Raw genomic sequence first — 14396 nt, forward strand, 5'->3', positions numbered from 1 at the left:
GGATTTTACTGGAAAGTAGGCAGCCTGTCACTGTTGCAGGCTGCCTGTTTATCGCAAGTTTATGCGACGCCGAAAATTGCTTTTAAAATGTAGAAGAAGGCAATGGACATAATGGCACCTGCAGGCAGTGTAACTACCCAGGAAATAACGATATTGCGAACCACACCCAGATTCAGGGCAGCGATACCACGCGCCATACCGACACCTAACACAGCACCGACCAGAGTTTGTGTTGTAGAAATTGGTAAACCGGTACCCGAAGCAAGAACCACGGTTGACGCAGCAGCAAGTTCGGCAGCAAAACCACGGCTTGGGGTTAAGTGCGTAATGCCGTTACCAATGGTCGCAATGACGCGTTTGCCCAGCATAGCCAGGCCGGCAACAATACCAACCGCACCTAGAGGCAGTACCCACCAGGCTAACTGCGCCTCACTGCCAATATCACCGCCGCTGGTAACCACACTGACAACAGCAGCCAACGGACCAATAGCGTTAGCTACGTCGTTTGAACCGTGAGCAAAGGCCATAGCACAGGCGGTTACCACCATTAATACCGCAAAGACTTTTTCCACGTTGGTGTAGTGCATGTCTTTGTCATCTGACGGATTAAACTTAAGACGTCCAATTGCTACTTTACCAATAGCAAAGACCAGTGCGGCAATACCAAGAGCCCACAGATAACCCTCAAGGCTGCCAAGGTCCAGCCCAACGTGCTTAAGACCTTTCTTGATGGTGACCAGCGACAACACAAAGCCCGCTAACCCCATATAATACGGAACATAGCGCTTGGCCATTGCTAAAGGATTAGAGCGGTCAAAAATAAGCTTTTGTGCGCTCATAAATATGAGGTAAGCAATAAACCCGGATATAGCCGGAGTGACAACCCAGCTTCCAACGACACCTCCAACTTTCATCCACTGAACCGACTCCATACTGACGCCAACGGCTGAGAAACCAACGATAGCACCAATAATTGAGTGAGTGGTTGATACAGGCCAACCCAAGTAAGAAGCAATTAAGAGCCAGAACCCGGCAGCCAATAACGCTGAGATCATACCGAACACTAGCAGCTCGGGTTGATTAACGAAATAACCGGAATCGATAATGCCTTTTCGAATGGTTGACGTCACTTCGCCACCAGCAAGATAAGCACCAGCGAACTCAAAAATCATGGCAATAACAATTGCCTGTTTTATTGTCAGTGCTTTAGAACCAACCGATGTTCCCATAGCATTGGCAACGTCATTCGCACCAATACCCCAGGCCATAAAGAAACCAAAAACCGCAGCCATCCCAATAAGCAGGAGGCTATAGCTAGAAATTATATCCATAAATCAGACTCCGCTTAGACGCGCGCTAGCATTAGTTCGAAACGTGCACCGACTCGTTCAGCCAGATCGGCTAAGTCGCCAACCCAATCAAGAATACGGTATAGGAACATCGCATCTACAGGGTTCATATCGAGCTCGATTTTACGTAGATCCTGACGCAGTTTAATCTGAAGTTCATCGGTATCGGCTTCAATGGCATCAAGTTCTGCAATGAAGTTATCGACAAGATCGCGTTCGCGGCCTTTAAAGCCTGTTTCCAGCAAATCATCAAATTCGCCGATGGTTTCGCGTGCTTTATCGGTTGCGTCCAGACAACGGCTTAAGTAGGCATCAAAGTCTTTAACCAGTGGTTCCGGGATAATCAATTCACGCCCTGTAACCAGACCGGAGATATCTTTGGCTTTATTGGCAATTTTATCCTGCTGCGAAACAAGTTCGAGCAAGTCGGCTCGCTCTACAGGCATAAATAAGCCGCTAGGAAGGTTCAGACGGATTTTACGTTTCATATCATCCGCGGTTGATTCGTGTTTTACGATGGTTGTACGAGCAACTTCTGCGCTCTGCCAGTCCTTGGAATAAACCGCCTTAAAGAAATCTTTCAGCGCATAGGCGCAGCGGTGCACTTCGTCCATGTGCTCAATCATCGGTTTGATAGGAGACTTTGCAAAGACCCCAAGAAATGAGTTCACTGACATAACATTATCCGATTTTTTTCAGCCGATGTTAGCTGCCGCGAATGTTAGCGAAATCTAAAGGTAAAGGGAACCGTAAGATTTGATTAATTCATCATACGCTGAACGCTCGTTCTATTTCAGTTCTCTGAGTATCCACTTCAGCCTCGACTTGCTTTAACAACTGGTGTGCGTTGTCCATTTCGTTGACTAATTGCTGTAACTGTACTGAGAATCCGTTAACTTTGTCTGTCTGCTGTTCTGCCAGCCGAAATGAGGTTTGAGCTTCTTCGGTTGACGCCTGCGCCTGAGCAGAAACCTCATTTGCAGTTTTCACCAAACGTTCAACGAATTGTTGCTGCGAATGACCAGCCCCAGCAATGTCCTGGTAGCCTTTTTCAATAGAGAGCGAGGCGTCCGTCAGTTGGTTTAAAGAGTCATTAATGCCGCCAAGAGAGGATTGTGTTTTCTGCGCCAGCTGCCGAACTTCATCAGCCACCACCGCGAAACCACGGCCCTGCTCGCCCGCCCTGGCAGCTTCAATGGCGGCATTCAGCGCCAGTAAATTGGTCTGATCAGCAATACCGGAAATAATCGACAGCGCATCTTTTACCTCTTTTACCGAATGATCAAGCTGTTCGGCAGAGCGTTTGGCTGCTTCTATGGCTTTTTCATTCAGTTCTGAGGCGTCTCTCAATTTAAGAATATGCTGGTGACTCTGTCTCATTGAGTCCTGTGTATCGAATGCATTTTTTTCCAGTGTATTGGTGCACTGGTTTAATTCTTCGGTTAACTCGCTCAATTCAGTTATGCCCTGAATAGTGACCGATGCGGATGACTGCGTATTGGCTGATGATTGCACAATATGCTGCAACTCCTGTATTACCCGCTTCAGAGCTTCATTGACCACGGTCATTTGCTGGGACTTTTCCTCGTCGCGACGCTGTGTCTGTTCAAGTATGCCGTTAAAGAATCGGGCAATTTCAGCCATCTCGGTGTCGCGATCGGCGTTGGGTAAATAGTTGAGCTCCTGCTTAACCAATAAAGTCTCCATGGCATCGCGCAAGCTTCGCAGAGGCGTCAGGACCATGCGTTTGAGTAACACAAAGTTCAGTAGTGCAAACACTAACAGCACCGCCACCAAAGCCACGAGACTCAGCTTTATCTGCATCAAGCTGGCTTGCTGGCTTTGTAAAAGACTCTGCTCTACCTTTACGGCCAGCGACTGAATGCTGGCAATGTCTTCCGAAATAGAGGCAAAGGCTTCACGCCGTGACTCAATAAGCTGTAGCGTTGAGGACAACTCTTTGGGGTAACGCTGAATTAAGCTGTTCATTTCTGCGACAATTTTCGGGCCCAGCTCCTTTGCCTCCCTTGGCACCAGCATCATTGACTGGTCAGGCAGTTCTTCTTTTACACCGAGCTCGGGTAACTTTTGCAGCCGGGCAATTTCTTTTTGAGTAGCGTTAAGCACCTGATTCAATGCCTGCTCCTCGGCTTCACCGCTGGATAAACGCTCTCGCGTATGTACCAAATCAGCAATTAATAACACTAAGTCACTACCGATACTTTGATAACTTTCGGCGGCCACCGGGTTATTGCTGCTGCCTTTTTGCACGTAGTCAAACAAACGCGATAATTCGTTAAATAAAGACCGCTCAGCGTTCACCAGCAGAGCGGCCTCCTGACCAGAGAGTTTACCTATGGCGCGGTAGTCATCAGAAATTCGGCTGCGAATAGTATCCATCTGTTCCTGCATAACCGAAATGGAGGTTAAGTTCAGTGTATCGAGCTGGGCGTTCACTTCATTGACCGATGACTCGGCTTGATTTAATAGCAGCGCATTACCCGACTGCAGGTAACCACTGAGCTCAGTAACCACTTCAACCATTAGTTTCTCTTTTATCGATGAGTAAATAGTCTGCTGTTGTTCAAAGCGCTGTAACTGACTATTAGCCCAAATGAGCACTGATAAAAACACCAACGACAAACTCAGTAAAGAGAAGGAAGAGACACGACTAAAGGTTGAAACGCGCATAAATAAGCCCAGTTGATATCACTGCGACAGCTTAAGACGTTTTTATGACAGCTTAATGAAAAAAGCCGCGGCAATTGCCACGGCTTTGAGGTTTTCTGAGGTATACAGCTAAGTGTGCTTAGAAAGAATAAACCAGTGTAACAGCCGTTTCTGTATCCAGCTTTTCGATGCTTTCATCAGAAACATGAGAGTTGTGGTTAGCCCCCAGTGACACTTTCATAGCTAACGCACTGTTAATATTTGCTGACACTGAAAATTCAGCTTTGCTCTTCGTGTTGTCTTCACCAACTTCAGACGACAACAAGGCACTAAAGCGCGAGTTTTCACTAATTTTCCACTCCAGGCTACCGGCTAAACGCAAAATCATTGAGCCATCGGATTCAACCGGAGGTTCACCCTCAGCCTGTACGGGCTTGGTATGTGAATAACCCGGACCAATTTCATAGTCAGCGTAAATGTCCTCATTATAACGATAACGAGCACCATAACCGGTTGCGACAGTAGCCTGATAGTCAAAGCCACTGAATTCGTCCTCTTCGTATGAACCGAAGACAAATAATGAGTCGCGGCTGTCAGGATCAAATTTATAGTTACTTTGCGCCGAAATGAACATGCGGTCTGCGGTTTCGTTCATTTCACCTGTACTCTGATCTTTCTGCTCAGAGGTGTAATAGTCGAATACCCCTTTATGACGCCAATTCTGCACGTCGCGCGATGCAGTAAACTTACCTTTCAGACTTTCTGTTTCAGTGTTACCTGAAGTATAAAGCAGGCCAAATTCAGCACTGGCTTCCCACTCTTCGACAGTTTCAGTATCGATGTCGTCAGCATCGTCGAACATAAACGTTTGAGCACTTGCTACAACGGGTAAAAACAAACTCGCGAATAATAAAGAAAATCGCACACTAACCTCGTATCTGTATCTTTTATAAAGTCCTTAATTACTTAACTATGGCGTCTAATTCGCCATTTTCGTAACGTTGGAACATTGTTTCTAAATTAATTGGCTTTATTTTGCTCGCCATACCCGCACAACCAAAGGCCTCGTAGCGCGCGCGACAAATATCTTCCATCGCTTTAGTTGCAGCAGTAAAGAATTTGCGCGGATCAAAATTTGACGGGTTCTCTGCCAAATGACGACGAATAGCACCGGTTGAAGCCAGGCGTAAATCGGTATCAATGTTCACTTTGCGCACACCGTGTTTTATACCTTCCTGAATTTGCTCTACCGGCACGCCGTAGGTTTCCGGAATTTCGCCGCCAAATTCATTAATAATTTTAAGCCACTCTTGCGGTACAGATGATGAACCATGCATAACCAGGTGTGTACCCGGAATGCGACGATGAATCTCTTTAATGCGGTCAATGGCTAAAATATCGCCAGTTGGTGGACGAGTAAACTTGTAAGCACCGTGTGATGTTCCACAAGCAATCGCCAGTGCATCAACATTTGTAGCTTTCACAAATTCAGCCGCTTCTTCAGGGTCAGTCAGCAGCTGTTCATGCGACAATTTACCTTCGGCACCAACACCGTCTTCTTCACCCGCTTCCCCGGTTTCCAGTGAGCCCAGGCAACCCAGCTCGCCTTCAACAGAAACGCCACACGCGTGTGCCATCTCTACGGTTTGTCTGGTTACTTTTACGTTATAGTCGTACTCTGCAGGTGTTTTTCCGTCCTCAAGCAAAGAGCCGTCCATCATTACCGAGCTAAAGCCCAGTTGAATAGAACGCTGGCATACCGCCGGAGAAGTACCGTGATCCTGATGAACAACCACCGGAATGTGTGGCCATTCTTCAACAGCGGCCTGAATTAAGTGACGCAGGAAAGGGGCACCGGCATACTTACGAGCACCCGCTGAAGCCTGTACAATAACCGGGCTGTCAGTAGCATCGGCGGCTTGCATAATTGCGCGCATTTGCTCTAAGTTGTTGACGTTAAACGCCGGTACGCCGTAATCGTGTTCTGCGGCATGGTCTAGTAACTGTCGTAATGACACCAGGGCCATAAAAATACTCCTTAATTAAAAAACTTGTGTTCAGGCGTCTTTAGCCCGTTCTTGTAAAATAGCAACGGCTGGCAATGTTTTACCTTCGAGGAATTCAAGAAATGCCCCGCCACCTGTCGAGATATAACTGATCTTATCAGCGATAGCGTATTGATCAATTGCTGCTAAGGTGTCACCCCCCCCGGCAATTGAAAACGCATCGCTTTGTGCAATTGCGTTGGCTATGGTTTTTGTACCATGCCCAAACTGCTCAAATTCAAAAACACCAACCGGCCCGTTCCAGACAATCGTTCCTGCGTTTTTCAGCATAGACGCTAATTGCTCTGCGGTTTCAGGACCAATATCAAAAATCATGTCGTCATCAGCAAGGCCGTTAACCGCTTTTGTTTCTGCTGTGGCTTCTGCGCTGAATTCTTTACCTGTTACTACATCGACAGGTAATGGAATGTCGCCGCCTTTAGCTTTTGCCTGCGCCATTAGTCGGTTAGCTTCGTCGGTTAAGTCTGCTTCGTAAAGCGACTTACCCACATTGTGGCCTGCTGCAGAAACAAAGGTGTTTGCAATACCGCCGCCCACAATTAACTGGTCAACAACACCGGACAAGGACTCTAATACCGTCAGTTTTGTCGATACTTTAGAGCCACCGACAATGGCTACTAACGGGCGCTTCGGATTTTCCAGTGCCTTGCCTAAAGCTTCTAGTTCACCAGCCAACAAAGGCCCTGCGCAGGCAACGGGGGCGTATTTAGCTACACCATGAGTGGAGGCTTGAGCACGGTGCGCGGTGCCAAAAGCGTCCATCACATAGACATCGCATAAGCTGGCTAATTTTCTGGCAAGCTCGTCATTGTTTTTCTTCTCACCAACATTAAAGCGGACATTCTCAAAAACTACCAGTTCTCCAGCCTTTAATTCAATACCGTCGAGGTAGTCTTTACATAGGCGAACAGGGCAATCCAGCGCCTCTTGTAAGTAATCAACAACAGGTTGCAGCGAAAACTCTTCGTCGTACTCACCTTCGGTTGGGCGACCCAGATGAGACATTACCATGACTTTAGCACCTGCTTTCAGCGCTTGCTGAATACTGGGCAGCGCCGCTTTTAAACGCGCGTCGGAAGTGACTTTTCCGTTTTTAACCGGAACGTTTAAATCTTCCCGAATCAGTACACGCTTGTTATTTAAATCCAAATCAGTCATAGCGATGACAGACATGCGGTATCCTCTCTAAGCTTAATGTTCTGTTTGTTCAGCCATCGTTTTTGCTGTATCCAGCAACCGATTAGCAAAGCCCCACTCGTTGTCGCACCAGCACAGCAGCTTAACCAGCCGCTTATGACTAACGCGGGTTTGCGTCCCGTCAACAATGGATGAATGTGGATCATGGTTAAAATCGATTGAGACTAAAGGCTCTTCGGTGTAATCCAGTATACCTGCAAGCTGCTGTTCGCTCTGCTCACATAACACCTTGTTAATTTGCTCAATAGTGGCGTCGCTGTTTAGCGTAACGCTTAAATCCATAGCGGTCACATTGGTGGTGGGCACGCGCACGGCTATGGCCTCGAACCGCCCTTCTAAGTGCGGCAGTATTCGTTCGATACCGCGCGCCAAACGGGTATCCACCGGAATAATAGAACGCCCGGCGGCGCGGGTTCGTCTTAAATCCGGATGGTATGCATCAATAACCTGCTGGTCGTGCATAGCCGAATGAATGGTCGTAATAGCACCGGAGTCTATCCCGAATGCATCGTCCAGTACTTTAATGACCGGCACAATACAGTTTGTTGTGCAGGAGCCGTTCGATACCACTTTATGGCCAACGGTGAGTTCTTTTTCATTCACACCATAAATGGCGGTGAAATCGACGTCCGGCTTGCCGGGATGAGAAAACAATACACGTTTTACGCCTTGCTGCAGATACAGCTGACCGTCGGCCTGACTGCCGAATACACCGGTGCAATCAATGACAAAATCAACCCCATGAGCGCGCCAGTCAATGGCTTCAATCTCGGTCTGGTGAGTTAAAGCAATATTGTCTCCAGCAACTGTCAGCGCATCACCCGACTGCGTTACTTTTTCTCCAAAACGACCGTGGCTTGAGTCGTATTGGAGCAAATGGGCTATCGCTTCCGACGCCGCAGGCTCGTTAATAAGCACAACCTGCACGCTATCGCGGTAGCCGTTTTCGTACAGCGCGCGCAAAAAGCTCCGGCCAATGCGGCCGAAGCCATTAATTGCAATACGAGCCGGTTCGCTCATTTAAGCTCCCAACAAGCGTTTAGCGGCGGCCACGGTATTTTCTGTGGTAATGCCAAAATGTTTGTATAAGTCGCCAGCCGGAGCAGATTCGCCAAAGGTTGTCATGCCTACGACTTCACCGTTAAGCCCAACGTATTTGTACCAGAAGTCGGCAATACCTGCTTCAATGGCAACTCGACGCGTAACGCTCGATGGCAACACAGACTCTTTGTATTCAGTATCCTGAATATCAAACACATTGGTCGATGGCATAGAAACAACGCGTACCTTGTACCCCTCATCAGTCAGTTGCACAAAGGCGTTAACGGCTAAATCAACTTCCGACCCGGTAGCAATTAAAATAACGTCCGGCTCGCCTTCACAGTCTTTCAGCACATAGCCACCGCGGGCAATATTGGTTAACTGATCTTCATTACGCTCTTGTTGCTGCATGCCCTGACGGCTGAAGACCAACGCCGATGGGGTTTTACTACTTTGTACTGCCGCCCCCCAGGCTACGGCTGTTTCAACCTGGTCGCACGGACGCCAGCATTGCAGGTTTGGTGTCTGACGCAAATTAGCCAGTTGCTCGACCGGTTGGTGTGTAGGGCCATCTTCACCCAAACCAATAGAATCGTGGGTGTAAACAAAAATGCTCGGCTGCTTCATAAGCGCAGACATACGCACAGCGTTGCGCGCGTATTCCATAAACATCAGGAAGGTAGCGCCATAGGCTTTAAAGCCACCGTGCAAAGTAACACCATTCATAATGGCGGACATGCCAAATTCACGAACACCGTAGAACACGTAGTTACCACTGGCGTTATCGGCAGTAATACCTTTTGCGTCGTTCCATAAGGTTAAGTTAGAGCCGGCTAAGTCGGCGGAACCGCCTAACAGCTCCGGTAGTTTAGGACCAAACTCATTCAGTACATTCAGTGACGCTTTGCGGGTAGCTATGGCGTCAGGGCTGCTCTGCAGTTGCTTCGCGTAATTGTGCACTGTGTTTTCGAAGTTTTCCGGAAGCTCGCCATTCAAACGACGCTTCAATTCTTTTGCCAGTTGCGGGTATTCTTGCTCGTAAGCAACCCAGCGCTTATTCCAGGAAGACTCAACCGCTGCACCCTTATCAACTGCAGACCATTTTTGGTATACGTCTGCCGGCACTTCAAAGGCTTGGTGTGGCCAGTTCAGTTGCTTACGCGCAGCAACAATTTCTTCGTCACCCAGAGGTGCACCATGGCAACTTTCAGAACCTTGCTTGTTCGGTGCGCCATAGCCAATTACCGTTTTGCAGATAATAAGAGTCGGTTTATCTTCAGTTGCACGGGCTTCATCAATTGCTCGGGTTATCGCAGCAGAGTCGTGTCCGTCAACTTTGTTAATTACGTGCCAGCCGTAAGACTCAAAACGACTTGCTGTATCGTCAGTGAACCAGCCTTCCACTTCGCCATCAATGGAAATGCCGTTATCATCGTAAAAGGCAATGAGCTTACCTAAACCTAAAGTACCGGCCAGAGAGCAAGCTTCGTGCGAAATACCTTCCATCAAACAGCCGTCGCCCAAAAAAGTGTAGGTGTGGTGATCCACAATTTCATGATTATCGCGGTTAAATTGTGCAGCCAATACTTTCTCAGCCAGCGCCATACCTACGGCATTTGCAAGCCCTTGTCCCAGCGGGCCGGTAGTGGTTTCCACACCTGGTGTATAGCCGTATTCAGGGTGACCCGGGGTTTTTGAGTCTAACTGACGGAATTGTTTAATGTCTTCAATGCTCAGGTCATAACCGGACAGGTGCAATAGCGAGTAAATTAGCATTGACCCGTGCCCATTCGATAACACAAAACGGTCGCGATCGGCCCAGCTGGGGTTGTGGGGGTTATGTTTTAAATAGTCACGCCAGAGAACTTCTGCGATATCTGCCATACCCATGGGCGCTCCGGGGTGTCCTGATTTGGCTTTCTGAACCGCATCCATACTAAGCGCACGAATGGCATTGGCGAGATATTGACGTTCTGACATGAAAAACCCCCTGGAAGGTGAAGAGCAACTTGCGATGCGCGTATTCTCCACATTTCAGGGGGTACAAGCAAATTTATAGGCAATATTTTGTTTAAATATCAGCCTGTAAATCGGAAGCTTTGTCCGTTTGCTCCCACGGAAGGTTGTCCCGCCCAAAATGCCCGTATGCCGCTGTCTGCTTATAGATCGGGCGTTCCAGGTCAAGCATTTTTATTAATCCGTAAGGGCGTAAGTCAAAATGACGACGCACCAGCGCAATTAACTGCTCTTCTGAGTGTTTAGACGTGCCGAAGGTATCGATACTGATAGAAGTTGGTTCTGCCACACCAATGGCGTAAGAAATTTGCAGTTCGCAACGTTCAGCCAGACCAGCAGCGACCAGGTTCTTAGCAACATAACGCGCTGCATAAGCCGCACTGCGGTCAACTTTTGACGGGTCTTTACCCGAGAAGGCGCCGCCACCGTGACGCGCCATGCCGCCATAGGTATCAACAATAATTTTACGCCCGGTCAGCCCGCAGTCACCCATCGGCCCGCCGACCACGAAACGACCGGTTGGGTTAATGTGAAACTGCGTGTCTTTTGAAACCCACTGCTCCGGCAATACAGGCTTGATAATTTCTTCCATCACGGCTTCGCGCAGCGTTTCCTGAGTAATGTCTTCTCGGTGCTGAGTGGAGAACACGACTGTATCAATGGCAACAGGCTTACCGTTTTCATAAACGAAGGTCAGCTGACTTTTCGCGTCCGGACGCAACCAGTCCAGTGTGCCGTTATTGCGCACTTCCGACTGACGCTGCATAACCCGATGCGCGTAAGTAATAGGGGCGGGCATTAAAACTGAAGTTTCATTCGAGGCATAACCAAACATTAAGCCCTGATCACCTGCGCCTTGCTCTTCTGGGTTAGCACGATCAACGCCCTGATTGATGTCACCACTTTGTTTACCAATAGCGTTTAGTACAGCACAAGATGCCCCATCAAAACCCATGTCAGAATGTCGGTACCCAATATCTTTTACGGTTTGACGCGCCAAGTCTTCAACATCAACCCAGGCCTTTGTTGAGATTTCGCCGCCAACCAGCACCATGCCGGTTTTCACGTAGGTTTCACAAGCAACCCGGGCTTTAGGATCTTTTGCTAAAATTGCGTCTAGAACCGCATCGGATATCTGGTCGGCAATTTTGTCCGGATGCCCTTCGGACACTGACTCTGAGGTAAACAGGTGACGTGACATATGCCCACTATTCCTTAATTTTAATGAAATCGTTTAATACTGGTTGCATAATGTAACCGATCACTCTTTTTTTTCTACTTCTGGACGTCTAAAAGTCCGAATAAGGCTGACGACATGCGAGTACCGCGGATTTATCACCCCGACTCTATCAAGTTACAAACTGAAACCGAATTGAGTTCGGATGCTTTTCAGCACCTGATCAAAGTATTGCGTTTGAACGTAGGTGATAACATTGTTTTATTCAACGGTGACGGCCAGAATTATGAAGCAAAGATTGCTTCAGTTAAAAAAAAGTCCGCGCAGTTTATTGCAACGGGCAGTCAGGCTAACGCATCTGAGTCATCGGTCAATGTTCATTTGGCGCAGGTCGTTTCACGTGGCGACCGTATGGATTTTGTCCTGCAAAAGTCGGTCGAGCTGGGAGTAACCGAAATTACCCCACTGTTTAGTGAGCGCTGCGGCGTTAAATTAAGTGGCGACAGACTGGAAAAGAAACAGTTGCAATGGCAAAAAATTGTCCATTCTGCCTGTGAACAGTGTGGCCGTAGCGTGGTTCCACAAGTAAAGCCAGCACAGCAATTCACGGATTTTATTGAAAGCGACTTCGCAGGGTTGCGCCTGACCTTAGACCCGACCGCTACCCAGCCGTTGTCGTCATTTCAGCAGGCCGAGAAGGGAATACAATTATTGATTGGTCCTGAGGGTGGGTTCACTGATGCGGAAGTCAGTACCGCCGGGCAACAAGGATTTAAACCCATGCGTTTAGGGCCACGAATACTAAGAACAGAAACCGCCGCGCTTTCAGCGCTAACCGCCGTGCAATATCAGTTTGGCGACTTAAGCTAAAGGAGTTTATATGAAGAAGTTAGCTATGGTGATGGACCCTATCGCCACCGTTAAAACCGAGAAAGACACCAGTTTTCGCTTATTGCTGGAAGCTCAGGCGCGTGGTTATCAGTGTTTTTATCTGGAAATGGGCGACTTAGTCATCGATAACGGTCAACCAATGGCTTTTGCACGGGAAATTCGTGTTCAAGATCAAAAAACGGACTTTTACAGCTTAACCGATAGCGAATACCGTCCGCTAGAGGATTTTGACGTCATTATGATGCGTAAAGATCCGCCTTTTGACAGCGAATTTCTATACGCCACGCAAATGCTGGAACTGGCCGAACAGCGCGGTAGCCTGGTAGTGAATAAACCGCAGAGCCTGCGCGACTGTAACGAAAAGCTTTTTACTTCGTGGTTCGCAGACTCTATTGCCGACACACTGGTGAGTTCCAGAGCGGATGTCATTAAAGCTTTCCATAAAAAGCATGGTGAGGTGATTTTAAAACCCCTGGATGGCATGGGTGGCGCTTCAATTTTCAAAGTGGGTGCCGATGGTAGTAACTTAGGCGTTATTATTGAAACTCTGACCGAGAAAGGTCAGCGCTACGCCATGGCGCAAAAATATTTGCCGGAGATTAAAGACGGCGACAAACGCATTTTAATTATTGATGGTGAGCCTGTGCCTTATTCTTTAGCGCGCATTCCCAGCGCCGGAGAAACCCGCGGAAACCTTGCCGCTGGAGGTAGCGGGCGCGCCCAGCCTTTATCGGAAAGTGACTGGGCTCTGGCCCGTAAAGTGGCACCGGAATTAAAAAAACGTGGGCTCATTATTGTTGGACTGGACGTTATTGGCGACCGCATTACAGAAATTAATGTAACCAGCCCAACCTGTATGCGCGAAATTGAAAACGCCTACGACATCAACATTGCCGAATTAGTCTTTAAGGCAATAGAAGAAAAGCTGAATTGAAATTCAACTATGCGCCCCCATGTTGTCAGTAGAGATTATCGTTAAGGAGTCGGTGAGTCGATGAACAGTTTGCAGAACCATTTATTGATAGCAACACCTATGTTGAACGATCCAGCATTTAAACGGACCGTGACCTACATCTGCGAGCACGATGAAGAAGGCGCTATGGGCTTAATCATTAATCAGCCTGCCGATTTAAGCGTGACCTCGCTGTTGGATAAACTGGAAATTGTTTACCCGGAAAATAACCAACACTTACAGGGCAGCGTCTATCAAGGCGGGCCTGTAGGCCGTGAGCGTGGCTTTGTGATTCATCCTCCGCAGGACAATTGGCGCGCCAGCCAGAAGATGAGTGACGATATTATGGTGACCACCTCGCGCGATATTCTGGAAGCGCTGGGGTCATCTGCTGCACCGCCACAGTTTCTTTTGACTTTAGGTTATGCAGGTTGGGAGGCAGGACAACTGGAAGAAGAGCTAGGAGAAAACTCCTGGCTGGCTATTCCGGCAGATCCGGAGCTCTTATTTAATACACCGGCAAGCGAGCGTTGGCAAAAAGCCACAGAACAGCTTGGCTTCGACGTGTGGCAACTGGGCCCGGATGTAGGACACGCATGAGCACAGTAATAGGCTTTGATTTTGGTACTAAAAGTATTGGCGTTGCGGTGGGCCAGACCATAACAGCAACCGCATCGCCTTTAGCAGCTATCAAGGCCAAAGAAGGCATTCCCGACTGGCAACTCATTGAGAAACTGTTTACCGAATGGCGACCCGAACAGTTGGTGGTGGGTCTGCCCTTAAATATGGATGGTACCGAACAGCCGCTAACCCAAAGGGCAAAAAAGTTTGGTAACCGGTTACATGGACGATTCGGCTTACCCGTAGCATTTCAGGACGAACGACTGACGTCGACCTCAGCACGAGAAAGCCTGTTTGCTGAAGGTGGCTTTCGTAAATTGAAAAAAGGTGCAGTTGATAGTCAGGCGGCATTAATTATTGTTGAAGATTTTATGAACGGTTATTTGCCAAAAAGTGATAATTCGTTATAGTGTCGT

Annotated in this window: 13 protein-coding genes; 4 read left to right on the plus strand and 9 right to left on the minus strand. The window is 48.1% G+C overall.

From position 1 onward, the window contains the following. Positions 1-59: 59 nt before the first annotated feature. The 9 genes from U0358_RS11350 to metK form a co-directional block, all read right to left on the minus strand. Complete coding sequence (locus U0358_RS11350) at positions 60-1331, minus strand: inorganic phosphate transporter (RefSeq protein ID WP_322406349.1); 1272 nt, start codon at positions 1329-1331, stop codon at positions 60-62. A gap of 14 nt (positions 1332-1345) precedes the next feature. Further along, complete coding sequence (locus tag U0358_RS11355) at positions 1346-2026, minus strand: TIGR00153 family protein (RefSeq protein ID WP_317497456.1); 681 nt, start codon at positions 2024-2026, stop codon at positions 1346-1348. A 91-nt stretch (positions 2027-2117) separates the two neighbouring features. Continuing rightward, on the minus strand, positions 2118-4040 hold the full coding sequence (locus U0358_RS11360; protein ID WP_322406350.1) for a methyl-accepting chemotaxis protein: 1923 nt from the start codon (positions 4038-4040) through the stop codon (positions 2118-2120). A 118-nt stretch (positions 4041-4158) separates the two neighbouring features. Next, positions 4159-4944 (minus strand): DUF481 domain-containing protein, encoded by a 786-nt coding sequence (locus tag U0358_RS11365; protein WP_322406351.1) that lies wholly within the window; start codon positions 4942-4944, stop codon positions 4159-4161. Between the two features lie 37 nt (positions 4945-4981). Further along, entirely contained in the window at positions 4982-6046 is a 1065-nt protein-coding gene (gene fba, locus U0358_RS11370) for a class II fructose-bisphosphate aldolase (RefSeq protein WP_317497459.1), read from the minus strand. Between the two features lie 30 nt (positions 6047-6076). Next, positions 6077-7258 carry a phosphoglycerate kinase gene (locus U0358_RS11375; protein ID WP_322406352.1) on the minus strand — a complete coding sequence of 394 codons (1182 nt, stop codon included), beginning with the start codon at positions 7256-7258 and terminating at the stop codon, positions 6077-6079. Positions 7259-7276: 18 nt separating this feature from the next. Next, positions 7277-8302 carry an erythrose-4-phosphate dehydrogenase gene (gene epd, locus U0358_RS11380; RefSeq protein ID WP_322406353.1) on the minus strand — a complete coding sequence of 342 codons (1026 nt, stop codon included), beginning with the start codon at positions 8300-8302 and terminating at the stop codon, positions 7277-7279. After that, positions 8303-10303, minus strand: a complete 2001-nt coding sequence (gene tkt, locus U0358_RS11385; protein WP_322406354.1) for a transketolase — start codon at positions 10301-10303, stop codon at positions 8303-8305. Positions 10304-10394: 91 nt separating this feature from the next. Continuing rightward, a complete protein-coding gene (gene metK, locus U0358_RS11390) occupies positions 10395-11540 on the minus strand; it encodes a methionine adenosyltransferase (RefSeq protein WP_317497463.1) in 1146 nt (381 codons plus the stop codon). A 114-nt stretch (positions 11541-11654) separates the two neighbouring features. Here metK and U0358_RS11395 point away from each other — a divergent pair, with 114 nt between their 5' ends. From U0358_RS11395 to ruvX, 4 genes are read left to right on the plus strand one after another with little or no spacing between them, the layout of a single operon-like run. Then, positions 11655-12386 (plus strand): 16S rRNA (uracil(1498)-N(3))-methyltransferase, encoded by a 732-nt coding sequence (locus tag U0358_RS11395; protein WP_322406355.1) that lies wholly within the window; start codon positions 11655-11657, stop codon positions 12384-12386. 10 nt (positions 12387-12396) lie between these two features. Next, positions 12397-13341 (plus strand): glutathione synthase, encoded by a 945-nt coding sequence (gene gshB / locus U0358_RS11400; RefSeq protein WP_322406356.1) that lies wholly within the window; start codon positions 12397-12399, stop codon positions 13339-13341. Positions 13342-13401: 60 nt separating this feature from the next. Beyond that, the gene (locus U0358_RS11405; protein WP_317497466.1) at positions 13402-13959 is read left to right on the plus strand and encodes a YqgE/AlgH family protein; all 558 of its coding nucleotides are present in this window, start codon (positions 13402-13404) and stop codon (positions 13957-13959) included. Then, on the plus strand, positions 13956-14390 hold the full coding sequence (ruvX, locus tag U0358_RS11410) for a Holliday junction resolvase RuvX (RefSeq protein WP_322406357.1): 435 nt from the start codon (positions 13956-13958) through the stop codon (positions 14388-14390). The genes U0358_RS11405 and ruvX overlap by 4 nt, the downstream gene beginning before the upstream one ends. Positions 14391-14396: the final 6 nt, after the last annotated feature.

Source organism: Idiomarina sp. PL1-037 (genome assembly GCF_034422975.1).
GTDB lineage: Bacteria > Pseudomonadota > Gammaproteobacteria > Enterobacterales > Alteromonadaceae > Idiomarina.